Source organism: Methylobacterium sp. GXS13, assembly GCF_001455965.1.
Taxonomy (GTDB): Bacteria; Pseudomonadota; Alphaproteobacteria; order Rhizobiales; family Beijerinckiaceae; genus Methylobacterium.
Genome location: NZ_LKKO01000047.1, coordinates 132,917 through 156,532 on the forward strand (window position 1 = coordinate 132,917; position 23,616 = coordinate 156,532).

General features: G+C 68.6%; 19 protein-coding genes. 5 read left to right on the forward strand and 14 right to left on the reverse strand.

The window, feature by feature from the left end; genetic code table 11:
* Positions 1-17 precede the first annotated feature (17 nt).
* The 10 genes from AO398_RS17665 to AO398_RS17710 form a co-directional block, all read right to left on the reverse strand.
* Positions 18-1,847, reverse strand: coding sequence for a glycoside hydrolase family 15 protein (locus AO398_RS17665; protein WP_058193409.1), 1,830 nt, complete (start codon positions 1,845-1,847; stop codon positions 18-20).
* Positions 1,848-1,921: 74 nt separating this feature from the next.
* Positions 1,922-2,812: an SMP-30/gluconolactonase/LRE family protein gene (locus AO398_RS17670; RefSeq protein ID WP_058193410.1), complete on the reverse strand. Its 891-nt coding sequence runs from the start codon at positions 2,810-2,812 to the stop codon at positions 1,922-1,924.
* A 51-nt stretch (positions 2,813-2,863) separates the two neighbouring features.
* Positions 2,864-3,124, reverse strand: a complete 261-nt coding sequence (locus AO398_RS17675) for a hypothetical protein (protein WP_058193411.1) — start codon at positions 3,122-3,124, stop codon at positions 2,864-2,866.
* Between the two features lie 287 nt (positions 3,125-3,411).
* Entirely contained in the window at positions 3,412-3,672 is a 261-nt protein-coding gene (locus AO398_RS17680) for a hypothetical protein (RefSeq protein WP_058193412.1), read from the reverse strand.
* Positions 3,673-4,027: 355 nt separating this feature from the next.
* Positions 4,028-4,840 (reverse strand): phosphonate ABC transporter, permease protein PhnE, encoded by an 813-nt coding sequence (gene phnE / locus AO398_RS17685; RefSeq protein ID WP_058193413.1) that lies wholly within the window; start codon positions 4,838-4,840, stop codon positions 4,028-4,030.
* Positions 4,837-5,643 carry a phosphonate ABC transporter, permease protein PhnE gene (phnE, locus tag AO398_RS17690; protein WP_058193414.1) on the reverse strand — a complete coding sequence of 269 codons (807 nt, stop codon included), beginning with the start codon at positions 5,641-5,643 and terminating at the stop codon, positions 4,837-4,839. Before phnE (AO398_RS17690) ends, phnE (AO398_RS17685) begins: the two co-directional genes overlap by 4 nt.
* A complete protein-coding gene (phnC, locus tag AO398_RS17695; RefSeq protein ID WP_244498816.1) occupies positions 5,640-6,449 on the reverse strand; it encodes a phosphonate ABC transporter ATP-binding protein in 810 nt (269 codons plus the stop codon). The genes phnE (AO398_RS17690) and phnC overlap by 4 nt, the downstream gene beginning before the upstream one ends.
* Complete coding sequence (gene phnD, locus AO398_RS17700) at positions 6,446-7,468, reverse strand: phosphate/phosphite/phosphonate ABC transporter substrate-binding protein (protein ID WP_058193415.1); 1,023 nt, start codon at positions 7,466-7,468, stop codon at positions 6,446-6,448. The genes phnC and phnD overlap by 4 nt, the downstream gene beginning before the upstream one ends.
* Before the next feature lie 500 nt (positions 7,469-7,968).
* Positions 7,969-8,334 carry a hypothetical protein gene (locus tag AO398_RS17705; RefSeq protein WP_058193416.1) on the reverse strand — a complete coding sequence of 122 codons (366 nt, stop codon included), beginning with the start codon at positions 8,332-8,334 and terminating at the stop codon, positions 7,969-7,971.
* 133 nt (positions 8,335-8,467) lie between these two features.
* Positions 8,468-8,956: a phasin gene (locus tag AO398_RS17710; protein WP_058193417.1), complete on the reverse strand. Its 489-nt coding sequence runs from the start codon at positions 8,954-8,956 to the stop codon at positions 8,468-8,470.
* A gap of 242 nt (positions 8,957-9,198) precedes the next feature.
* Here AO398_RS17710 and AO398_RS17715 point away from each other — a divergent pair, with 242 nt between their 5' ends.
* From AO398_RS17715 to AO398_RS17735, 5 genes are all read left to right on the forward strand, one after another.
* Positions 9,199-11,799 (forward strand): PAS domain-containing protein, encoded by a 2,601-nt coding sequence (locus tag AO398_RS17715; protein ID WP_058193418.1) that lies wholly within the window; start codon positions 9,199-9,201, stop codon positions 11,797-11,799.
* Positions 11,800-12,068: 269 nt separating this feature from the next.
* Positions 12,069-14,015: an acetate--CoA ligase gene (gene acs, locus AO398_RS17720; RefSeq protein ID WP_058193419.1), complete on the forward strand. Its 1,947-nt coding sequence runs from the start codon at positions 12,069-12,071 to the stop codon at positions 14,013-14,015.
* 124 nt (positions 14,016-14,139) lie between these two features.
* A complete protein-coding gene (locus tag AO398_RS17725) occupies positions 14,140-14,514 on the forward strand; it encodes a DUF485 domain-containing protein (RefSeq protein WP_082643324.1) in 375 nt (124 codons plus the stop codon).
* Complete coding sequence (locus tag AO398_RS17730; RefSeq protein WP_058193420.1) at positions 14,511-16,193, forward strand: cation acetate symporter; 1,683 nt, start codon at positions 14,511-14,513, stop codon at positions 16,191-16,193. The genes AO398_RS17725 and AO398_RS17730 overlap by 4 nt, the downstream gene beginning before the upstream one ends.
* 677 nt (positions 16,194-16,870) lie before the next feature.
* On the forward strand, positions 16,871-18,505 hold the full coding sequence (locus tag AO398_RS17735; protein ID WP_058193421.1) for an MFS transporter: 1,635 nt from the start codon (positions 16,871-16,873) through the stop codon (positions 18,503-18,505).
* Between the two features lie 565 nt (positions 18,506-19,070).
* Here AO398_RS17735 and AO398_RS17740 read toward each other — a convergent pair.
* From AO398_RS17740 to AO398_RS17750, 4 genes are all read right to left on the reverse strand, one after another.
* Positions 19,071-19,325: a hypothetical protein gene (locus AO398_RS17740; protein WP_058193422.1), complete on the reverse strand. Its 255-nt coding sequence runs from the start codon at positions 19,323-19,325 to the stop codon at positions 19,071-19,073.
* Between the two features lie 229 nt (positions 19,326-19,554).
* On the reverse strand, positions 19,555-19,935 hold the full coding sequence (locus AO398_RS28380) for a hypothetical protein (protein WP_152997556.1): 381 nt from the start codon (positions 19,933-19,935) through the stop codon (positions 19,555-19,557).
* 128 nt (positions 19,936-20,063) lie between these two features.
* Complete coding sequence (gene purH / locus AO398_RS17745; protein ID WP_058193423.1) at positions 20,064-21,662, reverse strand: bifunctional phosphoribosylaminoimidazolecarboxamide formyltransferase/IMP cyclohydrolase; 1,599 nt, start codon at positions 21,660-21,662, stop codon at positions 20,064-20,066.
* Positions 21,663-21,730: 68 nt separating this feature from the next.
* Positions 21,731-23,467, reverse strand: a complete 1,737-nt coding sequence (locus AO398_RS17750; protein ID WP_058193424.1) for a heparinase II/III family protein — start codon at positions 23,465-23,467, stop codon at positions 21,731-21,733.
* Positions 23,468-23,616: the final 149 nt, after the last annotated feature.

The following is a 23,616-nucleotide window of genomic DNA, read 5'->3' on the forward strand; positions in this document are numbered from 1 at the left end:
GGATGGAACGGGAACGATCAGGCGGCGCCGCCGAGTTCCGGCGCCCGGCGCTTCTTCGTCTCGCGCAGGGAGCGGTCGGCGTAGGTGCCTTGCACCGCGGCGCGGCCGCCGTGCTCGAACAGGTCGAGCATCAGAGCACTGTGGATGAAGCCGAGATGGCTGAAGGCCTGCGGGAAGTTGCCCAGGAAGGTCCCGTCCTCGGCCGCCTCCTCGGCGTAGAGCCCGACATCATTCTGCAGGGCCCGCAGGGCGTTGAAGCGCAGCCGCGCCTCCTCGTCGCGACCGAGCCACAGGAGGGCGTCGACCAGCCAGAAGGCGCAGAGCAGGAACGTGCCCTCGTGGCCGGGCAGGCCGTCGTCGTTGCGGTAGCGGTAGACGAGGTGGCCATGGCCGAGGCGTTCGATCACGACATCGACGGTCCGGGCGAAGGCCGCCGCGTCCACTGGGAAGCCGACCATCGGGGCCATCAGCAGGGCGGCGTCGACAGCGTCGCCGCCGAGATATTGTGGGTAGTAGCCGTCCCGGTGGATGCCCTCGCCGTTCACGCAAGACACGATCCGGTCGCGCTCCCGGCACCAGGACTCACGGGGACCGAACAGGCGGATCGCCCGATCCAGGGCGACCCAGTTCATGATGGCGGCGTGGAGATAGCGCCGCTCGGGCTTGCGCGGCTCCCAGAGACCGGCATCAGGCTTGTGCCAATGCGCGGCCGAGATGTCGGCGAGCCGGGCCCCGTGGCGGTGCATCGCCTCCGGCAGCGTCCCTCCGAGCCGCGTGTAGAGGTAGAGTAGGTCGAGCACCTGTCCGTAGGCATCGGCTTGGTGTTGCTCGGCCGCCTCGTTGCCGGCCCGCGCGGCGGCGCTGCCGCGCCAGCCCTCGAAATGAGCGATCGTGGTCTCAGTGAGATCGCCCTCGCCCGAGACGCTGTAGAGCGGCCGCAGCCGGCCATTCGCGCGCTCGCACAGCTCGGTCACGAAACCGAAGAAGGCCTCGGCCTCGCGCAGCATCCCGAACTTCTTCAGGACGTAGAAGGACAGGCAGGCGTCGCGGATCCAGCAGAACCGGTAATCCCAATTGCGGATGCCGCCGATCTCCTCCGGCAGGGAGGTGGTGGCCGCGGCGACGATCGCCCCGGTCGGTGCGTAGGTCAGCGCTTTGAGGACCAAGGCCGAACGGATCAGCTCGTCGGCAAGGGGCCCGGTATAGGCCGCATCCTGGGTCCACAGCACCCAGGCGCTACGGGTCTGCTCCATCAGGGCGCGCGTGTCCGGTGGCGTCTCGGGCAGCGTGTCGCTGTAGAGGCTGAAGCTGCGGTCCTGGCCGGCCGCGAGGGTGAAGCGGATGGACGCGCCGTCCCCGTCCGGCACCAGAGCGACATCCGCCAGGAGGCTCGGGCATCCCGGCGTCACGATCCGCCCGCCCGCGATCGCCGGCGGGGCGAAGCTCTCCGCGAACCCAGCCAGCGGCCGGTACTCGACCCGCATCGGGACCTTGCCGGACACGCCGCTGACGCGTCGCACCAGGCACGGCCGGTCCGGCCCGCCCTCCGGCCCAACCATGAAATCGTGCAGGGTGACGAACCCGTCCTCAGTGGTGAAGGTGGTCTCCAAGATGTTGCTGCGGCTCAGATATTGCCGCGTCGTCTCGTACCGGCCCGCCGGGCGGATGGTGAAAGAACCACCGCGCCGCCGGTCGAGCAGCCGCGAGAAGGTCGGGGCGGCGTCGAAGCGCTCCAGGCACGCCCAGTCGATCGCGCCGTCACGGGCGACCAGGGCACAGCCCTCGCAATTGCCGATGAGGGCATAGGCCTCAATCGGCTGATAGGGGCGCTCGCCCGCGTCTGACATGACGACTCCTTCTGGCCGGGCCGGCGATCCGGCTGCGGCGTGGGGATGGGACGGGTTCGGAGTGCTGGGCCGGATCAGGCGCCGAGCCGGAAGGCCGGTTCCAGCAGGCCGCGGGCGCCGACATCGACCAAAAAAGTCCGGCCGTGCTCGGGATCGGCGGCGCGCTCGGCCGCGTCCATGCCCTCGTAGGCGGAGGTGACCAGCAGCCGGTCGAGGTCGCGGCCCGCGAAGGTCGGGCAGGTCGGCTGCCGCACCGGGACCGGCACGGTGCGGACACGCTCGCCGGCGGGACTGTAGGCATCGAGGCAAGCGGCGCCGAAGCGGGCCGTCCAGATCAGGCCCTCCGCATCGACCGCGGCACCGTCGATGCCCCCTTCGCCGCCGCGATGATCGTAATGGGTTTCGATCGGGCCGTTCGGCAGTCCCGTCCTGGGATCGAGCGCCACCCGACGCAGCAGACCTTCATCGGTATCGACGAAGTAGCCGGTGGCGCCGTCCGGCGAGAAGCTGATGCCGTTCGGGATGGTCAAGCCGCCGAACAAGCGGCGCACCCGGGTGCCGGCGACATGGTAGATCGAGCCGCGTCCCTTCGCGGCGTCCCGATCCATCGTGCCGATCCAGAGTGCTCCGCACGGGTGGACGCGGCCGTCATTGGACCGGTTGCCTTTCAGCTCCTCCTCGAGCGGACAGAGCATCCGGATATCGCCGTCCCGGATCGCCCGGACATAGAGGCCGTCCTCGGCCGACAGCAGCTGGTGCCCCCCGTCGATCGCCGCGATGTCGCTGCACTGGAACGGCAAGACGTGGACGAGGGCCTTGCAGGATCCGGAGACCGGTTTTTCGAACAAACGCGCTTCGAGGATGTCGACCCACCACGCCGTGTTCGTGCGCGGATCGTAGCTCGGCCCTTCACCGAGGTGGCAGCGGACCTGGCTCAGAACACAGGCGTCGTGCAAACAATCCAAAAGACCAATCCCGCTTGTGCCGATCAAAATCTGGGTGACAAGGGCGCCGGTTCAGCACTCGTCGCAGATGCTGCCGAGGACAGAATCGAGAGCTTTCTGCCGCTCCGTCCGCTCGTGCGGATCGTGCAACGGCGCGGCCGCACGGCCCGGCGGGACGGTCTGGCCCACCGGGGATCGATAGGGGGCGTTCACCGTCGTCTCGGGACCGCCACCGGTGCCCGTGTAGGGACCGGCCTGCGCCGCACCCAGGCATGCCGGCGACACGATCAGGACGACGACCAATCCAGCCCGCTTCAGGCTCAAGCGTGTCATGGGGCGCGCTCTCCTCGCAGCTTGGGGTGTGTTGTCCAGTTGTGTCGAAGCGTGGCGCCGCCGCTGGCCGATACCCCGCCCCTCACGCGTTCGGTAGGCAGCATTTGAAGCACCGAGCTCTCCCCCTCCCCCTGAAGAGAGGGGCGAGGGGTGGGGGTGGCTCCGCATGGGGCGCAGCGGTGCCTTCTGATCCACCCCCACCTCGAACTCCTCCCCGCAAGGGGGAGGAGAGCAGGCGCCGCCTACCGTCCGCCCGTCGTTTTTTCGGGAAAGGAAGCCAAGGCCGCTCAGCAGCGGTTTCCGCCGGCGGTCTGACCGTACTGCTTCACGGGACGGGTCTGCTGGTTGGCGTTGCCTTCGGCGGCCGAACTCATCGGGCAGCCCTCGTAGTAGGGGCCGTCGTGCACACCGAAACCGAGCGAATGGGTGGCCTCCACGTCATAGGGCGCGAAACCGGTCCAGCGGGCGCCGTTGTCGGCCATAGCAGACGAGATTGGAGCAACGCCAAGGACAAGGGCGGCGGCGATGGCGGCGATACAGGTCTTCACGGTTATACTCAAGCTCCTACAAGTACGGCTCGATGGTTCGAACCCGTTTCCTCTTGCTTGAGACTAAAGATGGGGGGCCGCCTCCCGCCGTGACGTGCCGGCGCGCACGCACCGGCGGGGATTAAATCGAGCCGGGCATTATCACGGGGCTGCGCGTGGTGCGCTGTCGATTTACAACTTTTGATTAAGAGGTCTGTTGCTGGCGCGCCGCCACGATGGCTTCGGCTGGGGACACCCTGCGGCGGCGGCCGTCATGTTGCCGACCGCTCTGGAAGATCATTCGATGGACGTATCCACCCGGTTGTTCCGGGGCGGCGTGCCGATCCGACAGTTCGCCCTGCCTGGCAGCGCAGCCTTACAGAACCCTCGCCCGCACCGTCGTGACGAGGATCTCAGCCACGATGACGACCCCGAAGATCGCGGCCAGCACCACCGCAACCTGGTCCCAGTAGAGCAGGTTCAGGGCCGTATCGAGCGCGACCCCGATTCCCCCGGCCCCGACCAGGCCGAGCACGGCGGATTCACGGATGTTGATGTCCCAGCGGAACAGCGCGATCGACCAGAAGGCCGGCTTCACCTGCGGCCAGTAGCCGAGCAGCAACGTGGCGCGCCGCCCGGCCCCGGCAGCCTGCAGCGCCTCGATCGAGCCGCGGTTCGATTCCTCCAGCGCTTCCGCCAGGAGCTTGCCGGTGAAGCCCACCGAGCGGAGCGCGATCGCCAGGGTCCCGGCGAGCGGTCCCGGGCCGAACACCGCCACGAACAGCAGCGCCCAGACCAGGGAATTCACCGACCGGGAGGTCACGAACACGAACTTGGCGAACAGGTTCAGGGGCAGGCTGGGGGTGACGTTGCGGGCGGCGAGCAGCCCGATCGGCACAGCGATCACGATGGCGATCAGCGTGCCCAGCGTCGCGATATGCAGGGTCTCCACCAGCGCGCGCAGGGTCGGCCCGATATAGCCGGCATCCATCGGCCACATCCGGCCGAACAGGTCGGCCATCTGGTCCGGGGCGTCGTAGAGGAATTCCGGGATCACCTCGATCGTGCGCAGGCTCGCCACGAAGGCCGCCACGGCGCACAGGGTGAAGGCGAGGCGCGCCAGCCGCTTCCACGGCGAGAAGCGCTGCCAGCGGCGCGGCGGGGCCGCGAGGGCGGCTCCCGCGCTCACTGGAACACCGCCCGGGCCCAGCCCGAGACGATCTCAGCCACCATGATCAACGCGACGATGACGATCAGGATCGCCAGCACCACGTCGTAGTCGAAGCGCTGGTAGGCGGTGAACAGGGTCGCCCCGATGCCGCCGCCGCCCACGATCCCGACCATGGTCGAGTTCCGCAGGTTGGAATCGAGCTGGTAGGTGGCGAACCCGATAAAGCGCGGCAGCACCTGCGGCTGCACGCCCATGATCAGCGTCGACAGGAAGCCGGCGCCGGTCGCCCGCACCGCCTCGACCTGCTTGAGCGAGATCTCCTCGATCGCCTCGGCGAACAGCTTGGCGATGAAGCCGACGGACGCGACGATCAGCGCCATCACGCCGGCCAGCGCCCCGAAGCCGATTGCCTTCACGAACAGGATCGCCACGATGATCGGGTGGAACGACCGGCACAGGGCGATCAGCGCCCGGGTCGGCCAGGTCACCCAGGCCGGCATCAGGTTGCGGGCGGCGAGAAAGCCGATCGGCAGGGCGATCACGATCCCGACCACCGTGGCGATCACGGCGATCTGCACGCTCTCGACGATGCCGGACTGGATCAGCTCCCACCGGGAGAAGTTCGGCGGGAACATCCGGGCCAGGAACTGGCGGCCGTGGGTCAGCCCGGTGGCGAAGCGCTCGGGCGCGAAGCCGAGCTGGCTCGCGGCGTAGACCGCGTAGAGCGCGAGCAGCAGCCAGCCGGCCCGGGCGGTCCAGTTGGGGCGGAAGGCGATGCGGGCGGCCGCGCTCCGGTCGGCCGGTTGGGGTGCGGCGCTCATTCGAGCCAGTCCTCGCCGCCATAGATGCCGCGCAGGTCGCGCTCGCTCAGGCGGTCGGGCGGCCCGTCATAGACGACGTGGCCGCCCGACATGCCGACGATCCGCGTGGCGAAGCGCTGGGCCAGCGCCACGTTGTGGATGTTGACGACCACCGGCACCCCGCGCTCGGCCGCGAGCCGCGACAGGATCTCCATGATCTCCACGGAGCTCTTGGGATCGAGGGACGAGGTCGGCTCGTCGGCCAGCACGATCTCCGGCTCCTGCATGATCGCTCGGGCGATGCCGACCCGCTGACGCTGGCCGCCCGACAGGGCATCGGCCCGGCGCGTCGCGAAGCCCGACAGGCCGACCGCGTCGAGCAGGTCGAAGGCGCGCTGGATATCGGCCTCGGGAAACCGCCGCAGCCAGGCCCGCCAGACCGGCACGTAGCCGAGGCGCCCGCACAGCAGGTTCTCCATCACGGACAGGCGCTCGACCAGATTGTATTCCTGGAACACCATCCCGATCCGCCGCCGCGCCCGGCGCAAGGATCGGCCGGAGAGCTTGGCCAGATCCTCGCCGCGGAACAGGATCTCACCGGCCGTTGGCTGGACCAGCCGGTTGATGCACCGGATCAGCGTGCTCTTGCCGGTGCCGGACGGTCCGATGATCGCGGTGAGGCCCGTGCCCGGCACCACGAGGTCGATGCCTCGCAGGACCGGCTGCCCGGCCCGGTATTCCTTGACGAGGCCGCGGATCACCAGGGCGCGCGGATCCTCCGCCCGCGGCTCGATCCCGGGGGCGCGCAGCGCGGCGCCGGCCGTCACGGCTTGCCCTCGGCGTCGGCCTTCTTGCGCGCGGCCTCGGCCTCCCGGGCCGCCTCGCGCTCGTAGGCGGCCTTGTTGTAGGGGGTCCCTGAATCCTCCGCGACCTTGCGCACGATCGCCCAATCCTTGAGGTAGGTGATCGGCGCGAACCGGTCGTCGCCCTCGAAATCCTTGACCATGTCGGGCGGGAAGCGGAAGTCGTAGAAGCACTGCTTCAGCTTCTCGGCGAGTTCCGGCTTGAGATCGTGCGCGTAGGCGAAGCCCGAACTCGGGAACTTCTCGCTCGTGTAGATGATCCGGTAGTCGTCGCCCTTGATCGTGCCGCGGGCGACCATGCGATTGAACACGTCGGAGGCCACCGGGGCGGCATCGTAGTCGCCGGTGCCGACGCCGAGCGCCGACTTGTCGTGTCCGCCGGAATAGACGACCTTGTAATCCTCGCCGGGCTTCAGGCCCTCCCCGGGAAACAGCGCCTTCGGGGCGAGGTTGCCGGAGTTCGACGACGGCGCGGTGTGGGCGACGCGCTTGCCCTTGAGGTCGGCGAGCGTCTTGTACGGGCTGCTCGCCTTCACGACGACGATCAGGTTGTAGCCCTCGGGCCCCTTCTCGGTGCCCTTGGCGGCGAACGGCACCGCCCCGGCCATGTTCACCGCAAAGCCCAGCGGCCCGGTGGAGAAGCCGGCGACGGTGAGCCGTCCGGAACGCATCGCCTCGATTTCCGCCGAGTTCGACTGGACCGGATAATAGACGACGCGCTTGCCCGTGCATTGCGACATGTAGGTCGTGAACGGCTTGAACGCATTCTCGTAGACGGCGGGATCCTCGACCGGCGTGTAGGCGAACACGATGACGCTCGGGTCGCGCATCTTGGCCGGGATATCGGCGACGAGATCCTGATTGGCGTCGCAGTAGGTGTCGTCGAGCTGGCCGCGATTCGCGCATTCCGCGGCCCGCGCGGGCGACAGGAGGCCGAATCCACAGAGCAGCGCCAAGGCCGCGCCGTACCGAGCGAGTGTCACGCGTCTCTCTCCCTGCGGAGCGGTGCCCTGAGGCCCACCCCGTCCCGTCGTCACCCGGTTGGGGTGACGCTTCCCTTTCCCAACTTGTAGGTGGCGGGCTTCGGATTAGGCAAGGTTGGATGTGCGTGGGGGGTGAAGGAAAGCCGGCTTATGAAGCGGAGAACGGGCAAAGCCCGGACCGCCGATTTTGATGGGAGAAGTCTGATCGAGCCCGACACACCCCCTCCCCCTCTACGGGGGGCTAGCGGCTTCACACTTCAAAAAGCTCTATCGCAAGTCTCTGAAACACAACGCGTTTCCCCTCCCCCTTGCGGGGAGGGGTCAGGGGTGGGGGTGGTGCCGGACAAGGCGCAGTGGTGCCTTCTGAGCGACCCCCACCTCCAACTCCTCCCCGCAAGGGGGAGGAGAGCGCGCCGCGCTTTCCGCGAGCCGTTGTGTGAATATCGTTGCTGCGGGGGAAGGGAGACGTGTTTCGTCCGGACGCGCCAGTGACAGTCTCGTCAGGGCACCACGCGGCCGACCGCGGTCTGCGGCGGGCTGAAGGAGGCGATCGGGAGATCGCAGAAGCAACGCACGCCGAGCGGACGCGGACCCGGGAGCGGGCAGGCGAACGGCTTCGGGCCGGTCAGGCCCTGCTGGATGGCGTCGCAATTGAAACCGACCGGCTGGCCTTCGCGGCGGCGAGGGGCCCGGCGGTAGCCACCCTCCTCGGCCGGATCGTCGTAGCCGGGCGGCGGCCCGCCATAGCCGCCTCCATATTGCGCGACCGCCGCCGTACCCGGGAGCGCCGCAGCGAGCACCAAGGCGGCGAGCGTGAGCCGGAACGGAGCCCGCAGCCCGGACCGGCCATGTATGGGGAGGCGCATTCCTGATCCTTTCGCGCGCAGCAGGCTCATCACCCGCGCGCTTGCGACTTCGACGGCAATACCGGCGAAAACGAGACGGCCCGCCCCCGGAAACCGGAAGCGGGCCGCTGGTGCGATCACCGACGCGCAGGTGTCAGTGCGTCGAGCGGTCGGCGGCGTCCTGGACGTTCTGGCCGGCCTGCCGGGCGGCATCCTGGCCCTGCTCCATGGCCTTGCGCGCTTCCTCGGCGCTCTGCTGCATCGCCGACTTGGCACGCTCGGCGCCCTGCTGCATCGCGCTCTGGGCGATGCCGCTGAACTCCTTCGCCTGCGCCTGGATGGCGGCGAACTGGCTGCGCACGAACTCGGCCTGATGCTGCATCGCCTCCTGCACGTCGCGCGAGCGGACGAGCTTCTGCGCGAGGTCGAACGCGGCGTTCACGTTCTGCTCGGCGTATTCGAAACCGCGGGACGAGACGTCCTGCGCATTGGTGCGGGCGACCTCGGCCGAACCCTTGACGGTGTCGGCGGTCCGGCGGGCGGCACCGATGAAGCTGTCGAACGCCTTACGGGCCTGCTCGACGCTCTTCTCGGCGAAATCGCGCATCTCGGTCGGGACTTCGTAGTTCGGGGGGGTGCTCATGCTCGTCTCCTCTTTTATTCGGCTGTTGATGGCGCCTTGTGCACTGCACAATAACTGATTCGCCGCCATATGCCACCTGCGCCGCAGTCATTAAGGTTGACATGACGTAAACGTGTGACGGTTGGCGCAAGAGTCCAGCGTCGCAACGCAGGGCGCTTTACAATAGGGGTACGGTGGCGCGTGTTTCTTGGGCAAAGCGGGCCGGGATCGAGGGAACGGGTGTGGGTTCGAGGTCGCGGGCTTTGCAGACGACACTGACATCGACCGCCGGCGCCAGCGAAGCCGCGCTCACGGACGCCTTCGCCGCCTGGGCGCGCCTGCCGAGCCTCGCCGTGGCGCTGGCCGACCCGGATACGGTCTCATTCGTGATCGATGCGGATGACGGCCGGGTCCTGCTCGCCTCGCCCGCCGGTCACGCCGTCTGCGCCGCATTGGCGACCGCCGACCGGCAGGCCGTGGCTCGACAGGTCGCCCGGGCCAATCCTCAGGACGCCGCGCACGGCCTCGCCCGCCTCACGCTTGACGCCAGGCGGATCGCCCCGCCCGCGCTTTGCCAGGTGGCCAAGGGCACGCAAGACGATGGCCGGCCGGTCTTCTTGGTCGTCGCGACGACGCCGGTGAAGCTGCCGCGCCCGCGGACGGCTGCCGCCGCCGCGCCGGAGTCCCCGGTGCGTGAGCCGGCACCCGCCACCGCGCCCGTACCGGTCCCGTCGTTGAAGACAGGCGACCGCTTTCTGTGGCGCAGCGATGCCTCCGGGGCGCTCACCACGCTCAGCGGTTCCGAGGGACTGGCCGGCTTGGTCGGCCAGCGCTGGCAGGATCTCGCAACATCCGGCCGAATCACGGGGGCCGACGGGATGTTTGCGGCGCTGCACGACCGCATCACCTTTCGCGCCGAGCCCGCCTGCCTCGACCTGGGTGACGGCCCGTTCCAGGTGGAATTGTCCGGCGCCCCGCTGGGCCGCGGCGATGCGGCGTTTTCCGGCTTCGGCGGATTCGGGTTGGTGCGCAGCGTGCCGGCCCCCGCGGATCCGGCGCCGCGGCCGGCCGCTTCGGTCGTGCCGAATCCGATCCCGGAGGCGGTTCCTGGGCTGACCCCGGTCCCCGAAACCCCGCCGGTACCGGTGGCGGATCTACCGGAACCGACAGCGGCTCCGAACGCCGTGGCCGACGCGCCCGCATGCGTCGAGCCGGAAATGCCCGAAGCGGCAGACGCCGTGGACACCGCGCCCTCGCCGTCCGAGCCGGAGTCCCCCGCTCCGATCGTCGAGCGTCCGACGGCCGAGCCGGCACTCTCGAACGACGAGCACGCCGCCTTCCGGGAAATCGCCCGGGCGCTCGGCGCGCGCTATGCCGGCGACGACGCCTCGGCAGGGACGCCGGCCCCGCGGTCCGAGAGCGGAGCGGTCATGCCGTTTCCGGGCGCGCATCCCGGCACTCCGGAGGCCCGCGAGGCCGCGGCTGCGTCGCGGGATGCCGCGTTCCTGGCCGGCCTGCCCCTGCCGACGCTGGTGCATCGCGACGGCGCGATCCTGGCGGCTAATCAGGCGCTTCTGGACGTCGCCGGCTACGCCGACGTTCCGGCGCTGACCCGGGCCGGCCTCGACCGGCTGTTTCGCGGCCTGCCCCAGCCGGACGCGCCCGATCCGGCCGCGCGCCGGACTGCGATCGAGACCGCGGACGGGAGCGCCCGTTTGGTGGAGGTGATGGGCGGAACCGGCACCTGGGAAGGCCGGCCGGCGACCTGCCTGGTCCTGCGCCCTCTGGACGACGCCGACCCGGCCAGCGCCCTCACAGCCGAGCGCTTGGCCCGCGAAGCGCAAGCCGAGCGGACGGCCGCCGCGGAAGCCGCCCTCGACGCTCTGGAGGCCGGGGTGCTGACCCTCGACGGCGCCGGACGGATCGTGGCGCTGAACCGCGCCGCCGCCGAGCTGTTCGGCTGCGATCCCCGGGAGATCGTCGGCGGCAGCTTGGTCGCCTTGTTCGACCGGGAATGCGTGCTGGCGGTGGCCGATGCCCTGCGCGGCGCGGCCAAGGAGCCGCGCCCGGTCTCGGTGGCCGGACGGGCGCTGACCATCGGCGTCTCGCCGGCCCGGGAGGACGGGCGCCGGGTCGCGGTGCTGAACGCCGCGCCGGCCGAAGCCCCGCCGAGCGCCGAGCCGCCGGCGGCCGCCGCCTCCGCCTCCGGCCTCGACGGGGCCCTGGCGCGGCTGGACCGGGCCTTCCGGGGGCCTCTGACCGGGATGGTCGAGCTGGCCGACGCGATGCTGAAGGAGCCGTTCGGCCCCCTGGGGGACGTGCGCTATCGCGGCTGCCTCGCCCAGCTCAAGACCTCGGGTGCGCTGATGCTGGAGCGGGTCGGCGAACTCCTGGACCTCGCCACCGTGGAGGCCGGCGCCCTGCGACTCGATCCACGCCGGATCGCACTCAACGACGTCGTCGCGGGCTGTGTCGCGCAGCTCCAGGGTGAAGCAGCGCGCGGTCGGATCGTCGTGCGCACGAGTTTTTCAACCGGTCTCGACGATCTGGAGGCTGACGAGCGCTCGGTGAGTCGTGCGGCGTGCCTCGTCATCGAGCACGCGATCCGGCGCTCCGCAGCCGGCGGCCAGGTCATCGTCTCGACCGGCTCCACCGAGAGTGCCGCGGTCGCGCTGCGGGTGCGCGATACCGGCGCCGGGGCGAGCCAAGCCGCATCCGGGCCTGCCGGAGAGGTCGAGGACGGGCTCGCTCTGCCCCGCGCCCTGGTCGAAGCCAATGGCGGGCGCCTCCAGCTCTCGGCACGCCCGGAGGACGGCACGCTGGTGGAGATCATCATGCCGACGCGCCGGGCCGCGAACGGGTGAGAACGGGGCGCGTTGGGCCTGCCCGGCAAGTATTCGGAAACAGCGGGCCGCGGCTGACGTGCGGGCCGCGACGGCCCGCTTGACAGGGCTTCGGGCGGCCTTCAAGCAAGCCTTACATTGCGCCCAATTGAGTTCCGGATCCCTGGACCCGGCTGAAGCGGGCCGGTGACGATATCGTCACCGCACGATGTAGGCTACGTTACTTTGGAAGTCCTGGCTGCGCGGCCGACGCCGCGATACGATCGGGCACCAAGCAGGGATGGAATGCCATGGAAGGCAAGGTCGTCGAAGTTCAGGCTGCGTGGCGTGAGGGTGCTCACGTGGACGACGCCCAGTATCGCAAGATGTATGAGGCGTCGGTCTCGGATCCGGACGCCTTCTGGGGTGAGCACGGCCAGCGCATCGACTGGATGACGCCGTTCACCAAGGTCAAGGACACGAGCTTCGAGCCCGGCCAAGTCTCGATCAAGTGGTTCGAGGACGGCAAGACCAACGTCGCCTACAATTGCATCGACCGCCACCTTGAGACCCGCGGCGACCAGACCGCGATCATCTGGGAAGGCGACAACCCGGACGAATCCAAGCACATCACTTACCGGGAGCTGCATGCGCAGGTCTGCCGGATGGCCAACGTCCTGCGCAACCGCGGCGTCGGCAAGGGCGACCGCGTCACGCTCTACATGCCGATGATCCCCGAGGCGGCCTACGCGATGCTGGCCTGCGCCCGGCTCGGCGCGATCCATGCCATCGTGTTCGGTGGCTTCTCGCCGGATTCGCTCGCCTCCCGCATCGAGGGCTGTACGTCGAAGGTGGTGATCACCGCCGACGAGGGCCTGCGCGGCGGCCGCAAGGTTCCGCTGAAGGCCAATGTCGATGCGGCGATCAAGCGCCTGGGCACCGACCTCGTCGAGCACGTCATCGTGGTGCGCCGCACCGGTGGCGCCGTCGAGATGGAGCCGGGCCGCGACGTCTATTACGACGAGGCTGCCGAGCAGGTGACCGACCATTGCCCCGCCGAGGCGGTGGAGGCCGAGCACCCGCTGTTCATCCTCTACACCTCGGGCTCGACCGGCCAGCCGAAGGGCGTGGTGCACACCACGGGCGGCTACCTGGTCTACGCGTCGATGACGCACCAATACGTCTTCGATTACCGCGAGGGCGACGTGTACTGGTGCACGGCCGATGTCGGCTGGGTCACGGGCCACAGCTACATCGTCTACGGGCCGCTCGCCAACGGTGCGACCACGCTGATGTTCGAGGGCATCCCAACCTACCCGTCAACGTCGCGGTTCTGGGACGTGGTCGACAAGCACAAGGTCAACATCTTCTACACCGCCCCGACCGCGATCCGCTCGCTGATGGGCGGCGGTGAGGGGCCGGTGAAAAAGACGTCCCGCCAGTCGCTGCGGGTGCTCGGCTCCGTGGGCGAGCCGATCAACCCGGAAGCCTGGGAATGGTACTACAACGTCGTCGGCGAGGGGCGGTGCTCGATCGTCGACACGTGGTGGCAGACCGAGACCGGCGGCATCCTGATCACCCCGCTCCCCGGCGCCACGGCCCTGAAGCCGGGCTCGGCGACCCGGCCGTTCTTCGGCATAAAGCCCGAGATGGTCGATGCCGAGGGCAAGGTCCTGCAGGGTCCGTGCGAGGGCAACCTCTGCATCGCGGATTCCTGGCCGGGCCAGATGCGCACGGTCTACGGCGACCACGAGCGGTTCGAGCAGACCTACTTCTCGACCTACCCGGGCAAGTACTTCACCGGTGACGGTGCCCGCCGCGATGCGGACGGCTATTACTGGATCACCGGCCGGGTCGACGACGTGATCAACGTCTCCGGCCACCGGATGGGCACGGCTGAGGTCGAATCCTCCCTGGTCGCGCACCCGAAGGTCGCCGAGGCGGCAGTGGTCGGCTATCCGCACAACGTCAAGGGCCAGGGCATCTACGCCTACGTCACCCTCAACGACGGCGAGGAAGGCGACGACGCCTTGCGCAAGGAACTCGTGACCTGGGTCCGCAAGGATATCGGGCCGATCGCCTCGCCGGACCTGATCCAGTTCGCCCCCGGCCTGCCCAAGACCCGCTCGGGCAAGATCATGCGCCGGATCCTGCGCAAGATCGCCGAAGACGATTTCGGCTCGCTCGGCGACACCTCGACGCTCGCCGAGCCGGCGGTCGTGGAAGATCTGATCGAGAACCGGCAGAACCGGCCCTGATCGCTCCGACGGCGAAGACGTGATGAGGCGGGTGCCGGTCCGGTGCCCGCCCCCAACAAGAACCACGAATCTCGGTCTCAAGAAAAACCGGAAGGCCGGAGTGCCTTCGCGGGAGGACAACGCCATGAGCGGCTCGACACTCGGCCTTCGCGGGGGCACGGCGCCCCCACCATCCCGCAACGCCGCCGCGGCAGTCGATCCGCAGATCGACCGGATCGTCCGGACGCCGGAATTCCAGCAGCTCGTCGCCGAGCGCACCCGGTTCGGCTGGGTCCTGACCATCCTGATGCTGGTGGTCTATTTCGGCTTCATCGGCCTCATCGCCTTCGACAAGTCGCTGCTCGCCGTGAAGGTCGGTGGCGGCACCGCCTCGCTCGGCCTGTTCATGGGCGTGTTCGTGATCCTGTTCGCCTTCGCGCTCACCGGGATCTACGTGGCCCGGGCCAACACCCGTTTCGACGCCCTGAGCGACGCCTTGAAGCGGAGCGTCGGCCGATGAACCGGATTCTTCTCGGCCTGACGCTGGCCACGATCACGGCCTGCGCGGCCTTTGCCGCTGGCCCCGATCTCGGTGCCGTCACGCAGTCGGCCACGAACTGGCCGGCCATCGGCATGTTCCTGTTCTTCGTCGTGCTGACGCTCGGCATCACCTACAAGGCCGCCAAGGGCACCAAGTCGGCCGCCGACTTCTACGCCGCGGGCGGCGGCATCTCGGCCGGGACCAACGCGCTTGCGATCGCCGGCGACTACATGTCGGCCGCCTCCTTCCTGGGCATCTCGGGCCTGGTCTACACCTCGGGCTTCGACGGGCTGATCTACTCCACGGGCTTCCTGGTCGGCTGGCCGATCGTGCTGTTCCTGATCGCCGAGCGCCTGCGCAACCTCGGCAAGTTCACCTTCGCCGACGTGGCGAGCTTCCGCCTCGACCAGACCTCGATCCGCATCATCTCCGCGGTGGGCACCCTGGTGGTGGTGGCGTTCTACCTGATCGCCCAGATGGTCGGCGCGGGTAAACTGATCCAGCTCCTGTTCGGGCTGCCCTACCTCTACGCGGTGATCATCGTCGGCGTGCTGATGATCGTCTACGTTGCCTTCGGCGGCATGAAGGCCACCACCTGGGTTCAGGTGATCAAGGCCTGCCTGCTGCTCGGCGGCGCGACCTTCATGGCCGGCGCGGTGCTGCTCAAGTACGGCTTCAACCCGGAGACCCTGTTCTCTGCCTCGGTGCAGGTCCATCCGAAGGGCGACGCGATCATGGCCCCCGGCGGCCTGGTCTCGAACCCGATCGAGGCGATCTCGCTCGGCGTCGGCCTGATGTTCGGGACCGCCGGCCTGCCGCACATCCTGATGCGGTTCTTCACGGTCTCGGACGCCCAGGCGGCGCGCAAGTCGGTGTTCTACGCCACCGGCCTGATCGGCTACTTCTACATCCTGACGTTCATCATCGGCTTCGGCGGCATCGCCCTGCTGATGTCCGATCCGAGCTACTTCAAGCTCGGCGCGGCCGGCACCTTCGACAAGCTGAAGGACATGATCGGCGGCACCAACATGGTCGCCGTCAACCTCGCCAACGCGGTGGGCGGCCCATACTTCCTGGGCTTCATCTCGGCCGTGGCCTTCGCGACCATCCTGGCGGTGGTGGCCGGCCTGACGCTCGCCGGCGCCTCGGCGGTCAGCCACGACCTCTACGCCCAGGTGATCGCCCGCGGGCGCACCACCGAGAAGCACGAGGTCAACCTGTCGAAGCTCTCGGCGGTGGTGATCGGGATCGTGGCGATCTATCTCGGCTACGTATTCGAGAACCAGAACGTCGCCTTCATGGTCGGGCTGGCCTTCGCGGTGGCGGCGAGCTGCAACTTCCCGGTGCTGGCGATGTCGATCCTGTGGCGCGGCACGACCACCTGGGGCGCACTCGCCGGCGGCTTGGTCGGGCTCATCTCGGCTGTCGGCATGGTGGTGCTGTCCAAGGCCGTCTGGGTGGTGACGTTCGGCAACGCCGCAGCGATCTTCCCCTACGACAACCCGGCCTTGTTCTCGATGCCGCTGGCCTTCGTGACCATCTGGGCTGTGTCGAGCCTCGACAACTCGCGCCGGGCCCAGCGCGAGCGTGCCGCCTTCGAGGCGCAATTCGTGCGCTCCGAGACCGGCATCGGCGCTTCCGGCGCTCACGCCCACTGAGCCTAAGGCTCACTTGCAATAACTGGAGGGCGCGGCGCGAGCCGCGCCCTTCGTCGTTTCAGGGATGTGGCCGCAGCGGGGCGGGAGGATACCGTGGAGGCACTGCGGCTCTCCCTCCCCCCTCTGCGGCTACGACGTTCACACATCGCACAGCAAAAAACGCGACGCTCTCTCCTCCCCCTTGCGGGGAGGAGTTGGAGGTGGGGGTGGCTCAGGAGGAACCGTTGCGCCCTATCCTGCACCACCCCCACCCCTGCCCCTCCCCGCAAGGGGGAGGGGAAAACTTATTGTGTTCTAAAGCCTTGTTTCAAAACAACCCTGATGCATGAATCCGCCAGCCTCTGCGGGAGAGGAAGGCGTGCGTGCGTGCGTCCGGCCGTCAGCCTCATTCAGCAATGTTGTGTAAACACCGTAGCCCGCCGAGGGGGAGGGAGAGCCGCATTTTTTCGGGCGCCAAGTATCTCATGCACGCCGCCATGTTGATGACCCCCGCCACCGCCACATTGCGGATTGACCGAGAGGTTCCTTACAGTCACGCATACGTGATCTGCGCCCCATGCAGGGCCTGCAGTCCGTAGATTTGCGGCCGACGCCATCGACCGCACGCGCCGTCTGGGAGGAACCGGGTCATGGCTGGGGCAACTGCGATCCCGCGGGCGGGGGACGCCGCGAGACCGATGAGTTCGGCGGAAAAGCGGGTGATCTTCGCGTCCTCGCTCGGCACGGTGTTCGAGTGGTACGACTTCTACCTCTACGGCTCGCTGGCGGCGATCATCGGCGCCCAGTTCTTCTCGGCCTATCCGCCGGCGACCCGGGACATCTTCGCGCTGCTGGCCTTCGCGGCGGGCTTCATCGTAAGGCCGTTCGGCGCCCTGGTGTTCGGCCGGATCGGCGACCTCGTCGGGCGCAAATACACCTTCCTGGTCACGATCCTGATCATGGGCCTGTCGACCTTCATCGTCGGCATCCTGCCCAACGCCGCCACCATCGGGATCGCGGCGCCGATCATCCTGATCGTCCTGCGGCTGGCCCAGGGCCTGGCGCTCGGCGGCGAGTATGGCGGCGCGGCGACCTACGTGGCCGAGCACGCGCCCAACGGCCGGCGCGGCTTCTACACCAGCTGGATCCAGACCACGGCGACGCTCGGCCTGTTCCTGTCGCTGCTGGTCATCCTGGCGACCCGGACCTTCACTGGCGAGGCCGCCTTCGCCGAATGGGGCTGGCGGATCCCGTTCCTGGTCTCGGTGCTGCTACTCGGCATCTCCGTGTGGATCCGCCTCCAGCTCTCCGAATCCCCGGCCTTCCAGAAGATGAAGGACGAGGGGAAGACCTCGAAGGCGCCGCTCACCGAAGCGTTCGGTGAGTGGAAGAACGCCAAGTTCGCGGTGATCGCCCTGTTCGGCCTCGTCGCCGGCCAGGGCGTGGTCTGGTACACGGGCCAGTTCTACGCGCTGTTCTTCCTGCAATCGATTCTGAAGGTCGACGGCTACACCGCCAACCTGCTGATCGCGTGGTCGCTGCTGCTCGGCACTGGCTTGTTCGTGCTATTCGGATGGCTGTCGGACAAGATCGGCCGCAAGGTCATCATCCTGGCGGGCTGCGCCATCGCGGCGGCGACGTTCTTCCCGATCTTCAAGGGCATCACCGCCACCGCCAACCCGAAGCTCCAGGCCGCGATCGAGACCGTGAAGGTCACCGTCGCGGCCGACCCGGCCGCCTGCGGAACCCTGTTCAACCCGGTCGGCACGCGGGTGTTCTCGGCGCCCTGCGACCTCGCCCGCGACTTCCTGTCGAAATCCTCGGTGAGGTACGACACCGCGCCTGGTGCGCCCGGCCAGCCCACGGTGATCCGGGTGAACGACACGGAGATCGCCTATCCGCAGGGCGGCGCCCCGGAGGCCAACAAGGCCGTGACGGCGGCGCTCCAGGCGGCGGGCTACCCGAAGGCCGGCGACGCCGAGATCGTGAAGATGGCGAACCCGTTCGACATCTTCCGGCCGCAGGTCGCCCAGGTGATCGGCCTGCTGTTCATCCTCATCGTGTTCGTGACGATGGTCTACGGCCCGATCGCGGCGATGCTGGTGGAGCTGTTCCCGACCCGGATCCGCTACACCTCGATGTCCCTGCCCTACCATATCGGCAACGGCTGGTTCGGCGGCCTGCTGCCGGCCACCGCCTTCGCCATGGTGGCCCAGACCGGGGACATCTATTACGGCCTCTGGTACCCGATCGTGATCGCGGTCGCGACGGTGGTCATCGGCGTCATCTTCGTGCCTGAGACCAAGGATCGCGACATCTTCGCCGACACCTGACCGCCGGTAGACCGGTGCAGGACGACGCCCGGGCCGCCCACGCGGTCCGGGTGTTCGCGTTCCGGGGACGTGTCTTCGCGCGACCGCGCAACCGGCGAAACGACCGATCCCGCATCCACCATCGTCCAGGTGCGCTCCATCACGCTTGCGCCCCGAAAACGGGGGTACTGACCGTCATTGCCCGTTAACGGCGGATCTCACGGCAGCGTGCAATGACGGACCGGCTAGCATTGACATTCCAGCGTAATTCCGCCGCCTAAGGGCTACCTTTATTGCACGTCCAATGGTACGGGCCACGCCGAAGTCGCACGGATTGGTCAGATAGGTTGTGCCGCGACAACCACATGTTGTCGTTTAAAAACCAGTCTCGATGGAACGAATGACGGCTCTCGGCCGTCTTTGGCACACTTTACGATCAAGCAGGACATCAAACGTGACCCACGGCTTGACACAGTTTCGTCGCCAGGCTGGCAGCAAGCCGCCACTTTCGCTAGTTATTGGTGTCAATATATCAATGATCGTGATTTGGACATTGATCTACCAGCTTGCTGGACGCCCGATCTGGTTATGGTAATGGCGATTGTCGGCCACGCTTCTCTTGGTATTGGACGCCGCAATACGCTCCGAACAGGTAGCCGGATTGGTGGGCGGTGAGGTAGCCCAGCGCGATCAGCAGATGGATCAGATCGAGCCCGGGGCCGAACGCAAACAGAACCAGAGCGGCGACCAAGATCAGGGCCGAGGTCGCGACCATGACCAGCATGGTATAGGACCAGCCGATCAATAAACCGACGCCAAATAGCACTGCAGCGAGTAACATCGCGTCACCTGGCCCAAGATTGTCCGGCGCCAGACGCCGAACAAGATCCCCATAGCGGGGGTCCGAAGCCCTATGTCACGGGCACCGCACACGCGATCCACCACGAGATCGCACGATCCGACGACAAAATTCCGACGCACCGCGCATTTTTCATGCCGTGCAGGCATCGAAATATCAACCCCCGCACATAACGCGCCCATTTCGCGTGTAATTTTACGTAATCGACGACTCAGTATTTGGATACGGGAAACCGCTTCTGCAAGATTGTCGTGTCGCACGTCGTTTCATCGCCAATAAATACAGAGCGGATATCCCGACGACCCTGTACGAGCTTGCTCGACGCCGCACCCGAGCGAAGTTTTTCCCGTAGAGCGTTAACGCGGTGCAGGCCCGGCGCCGGGCGCGACAGAGCAGGCTCGGAAACGAGCCGCGGTCGCGCGGCGCGCACCCGCTCCTGACTGTTCGCTATAGACGAAACGGGAATCGGGTTTTCCGGAGCAGCGGCCGCTTCTCCGGCTTCAGCAAGCGCGTAACCCGCTTCCAAAGGCGTGCCGACCGATTCTGCATGGGTGGACTCGGCGCGCATTCCGGCGTGCGGCAGAGGGGACACGGCGCGGCCCGCTCAAGCAGCTGCAGGAAGCACCTATCTCCGTGAGGCGGACGAGAACCGCCTCAGGCCGCGCGACGATTACAGGCTCGGCCATCGGGGCGGGCGGCCCGCCTCCATACGATCCGGCGTCAGTGCCGGAAGTGGCGGTGCCCGGTGAAGACCATCGCCAGCCCGGCCTCGTCGGCGGCTGCGATCACCTCGGCGTCGCGCATCGAGCCGCCCGGCTGGATCACCGCCGTGGCGCCGGCCTCGGCTGCGGCCAGCAGACCGTCCGCGAAGGGGAAGAACGCGTCCGAGGCAACCACCGAGCCGACAGCCAGGCTCTCGGCGAGCCCCAGGCGCTTGGCGCCCTCGGCGGCCTTCCAGGCGGCGATGCGGGAGGAGTCGACCCGGGACATCTGTCCGGCGCCGATCCCCACCGTGGCGCCGGCCTTGGCGTACACGATGGCGTTGGACTTCACGTGCTTGGCGACCCGGTAGGCGAACAGCAGGTCGGCCGATTCGGCCTCGCTTGGCGCGCGCTTGGTGACGACCTTCAGGGGCATATCGTCGACCACGGCCGCGTCCCGCCCCTGGACCAGCAGGCCGCCGGACAGGGTGCGCACCGTCTCGCCGGGTGCCCGCGGGTCGGGCAGGCTGCCGGCGAGCAGGAGGCGCAGGTTCTTCTTGGCCGCCACGAGGGCGATGGCCTCCGGCGTCGCGTCCGGGGCGATGATCACCTCGGTGAAGATCTCGACGATCTTGCGGGCGGCCTCCGCGTCCAGGGTCCGGTTCAGGGCGACGATGCCGCCGAACGCCGAGGTCGGGTCGCAGGCGAGCGCCCGCTCGTAGGCCTCGATCAGGGTGGCACCCTCGGCCACACCGCACGGGTTGGCGTGCTTGATGATCGCCACCGCGGCGGCGCGGGCCGGATCGAACTCGGCGACGCATTCGTAGGCGGCGTCGGTGTCGTTGAAGTTGTTGTAGGACAGCTCCTTGCCCTGAAGCTGGCGAGCGGTCGCCACCCCGGCTCGGACCAAACCCGGAGCCCGGTAGAACGCGGCCGCTTGGTGCGGGTTCTCGCCGTAGCGCAGGCTCTGGGCGAGCGTGCCCCCGAAGGCGCGGAACCGGCCCGGTGCCTCGGTGCCGAACTGGACCGCCATCCAGTTGGCGATGGCGGCATCATAGGCGGCGGTGCGGGCGAAGGCCTTCTGGGCCAAGTGCCGGCGCAGGTCGCCGCCGACGGCGCCGTTGTTCTGCTCCAGGGCCGCCAGCACCGCAGGGTAGTCCGAGACGTCGGTGACGACGGCGACGTCGGCGTGGTTCTTGGCCGCCGCGCGAATCATTGCCGGGCCACCGACATCGATGTTCTCGATGCAATCCGCCTCCGGCCTGTCGGCCGCGATGGTCGCCTCGAACGGATAGAGGTTCACCACCAGCAGGTCGATCGCCCCGATGCCGTGGGCGGCCAGCGCGGCCTGGTGCTCGGGGTTGTCGCGGATGGCGAGCAGGCCGCCATGCACCGCCGGGTGCAGGGTCTTGACCCGTCCGTCCATCATCTCGGGGAAGCCGGTCAGGTCGGCGACCTCGGTGACCGGCAGGCCGGCTTCCTGAAGGGCGCGGTGCGTGCCACCCGTCGAGACCAGCGCGATGCCGCGGGCATGCAGTGCCCGCGCGAAGTCCACGAGACCCGTCTTGTCCGAGACCGAGAGGAGCGCGCGGGAGACCCGCACCTGATCGTGCGCCATAGCTGCTTGCCGAACCTTGAGATTTCGGCGCGCGGTAGCATGGAACCGGGGCCCGGGGCCAGCCGGGATCAGGGCGCCGTCGCCCCCCGCATCGGCGCCTCGGCCAGGCGCGCGAAGCTCCAGCGCACCTCGACATCGTCCGAGACGCGCAGATGCAGCACGATCTGGTCGGTGCGGCGCGGCCCGGTCAGGCCGGAGAAATACACGCTCTCCTCGATGGCGATCTCGGCGCCCTCAGCCCGGAACATCCAGATCTCGCCCAGCGCCGAGGCGAGTTCGAGCCCGTCGGGCACGCCGCGCACGGCGATACCGGGGTGCAGGTGGAAGCGGATGGCCACGTCGTGGCCGCGCACCCGGCCCTTGCCCTGACGCAGGAAGGCGTCGCGCCCCTCGAGCCGCGCCTCCACGGGGAACAGCTGCCAGCGCCGCTCGTGGACGATCCCGAAATCCGGCGCGTAGCCATCGTGCCGGGCGGCGAGCACGATGCTGTCGGACTCTTCCACCCGCTCGGCCGCCACGGCGGCGGGGCCGCGCAGGACCACGGCGCCGCGCCGGCGGATCAGCCACGCGTCCACCATGCGCTCGCCCCACCAGCCGGTGGCGGTGAGGAACCGGCAGGAGGAGGCGCCGGCAACGCTGGCGGTGGAATGGGCCGGCGTCGACCGGGCGAGCAGGCGCAGGTCCGGCCCGCTCGCGGGCAGGCCGCAATTGACCACGATGCGCTGCGGCCCGCTCGACATCTCGAAGGCGAGGCAGCCCGCCCCGGCATTCAGAGAGAAGGGCAGCGGCGGACTCTTGCCGACATCGGCGACCACGATGACCCGACCGCCTTCCATGCGCTCGTAGCCGGAATTCGGCGCGTGCATCATCGGCCGGGCGAGCGCACCGTCATAGACCAGGAGCGTCGCGAGATGGTCGGCGTCGGTGGCGCCCATGCCGTTGAAATGGCTGAGCGAGGCGTCCGGGTGGCGCAGCAGGCGCAGCAGCGGCAGCATCCGGTCCACCGCCCGCAGCAGCGCGGCCGGCGGCTCGACGCTGCGGCTGAGATAGCTCTGGCGCAGGGGCAGCAGGTCGAGCAGCAGCTCCATGGCGAAACGCGGATCGCGGGAGCGGTGGCCGCCATCGGTGAGGATCTGGCGATCGAGCTCCCGGGACAGGATCCGGGTCGCCCGACGCAGGGTCGGCTGGATGCCGTCGCAGCACAGCCCGGCGTAGCAGAGCGCCACGGCGGCGTTCAGGCGCCATTGCGGCGGCACGCCCCGCCGCAGGTCGCGCTCCATCCGCCGGGCGTTGCGGGCGATGGCCTTCAGGAAGTTCTGGTAGAAGGTGTGGTCGGCACCCTCCAGCACCAGGGGCGACTGGCACAGGAACGAGATCAGCCGCCGCGCCGCCACCGGCGTGTGGCGGGCCAAAGCCGGATCACCCCGTCCGACGATGAAATCGGCCACGAAGGCGCGGGCATTGGCCCGGGCAAGCGCCGTATCCGCAGCTCGGAGATGCCGGAGCCAGCCGAAGCCGTAGAGCTCATCCGCCCATTCCGGCGAGGGCGGGGCGTAATCGAAGGGTGACCCGCCGCTCGCGGCCAGCGAGCGGCCGGCGAAGACGAACAGGCCCGCATAGATGTCGTCCGCGAAGGTCGCGTCCGAGGTGCGCAGGTCCTGGGGTGCGATCACTAGCCCGGTCACCCGCATCCGCGCCAGGATGTCGGGCGAGGCTGTGAGGCTGGCACCGACGGCACGGAAAGTCCGCGCGGTCTCGCGCGCCACGAGCCGATAGAAGCGCCAGCGGTCAGGCCCCCAAGCCACGCGATCTCCCAGCCACGCGATCTCACCAGGCCCCAAGGGCCCGAGCCCTCGGGTACGAGGATCGGCTGGCACCCGTTTCGTTTCAGGGTAGAGGCGGCCTCTTAACCGGCGGTTTACGCTATGTCATTCCCGCGACGGGAAAGAATATG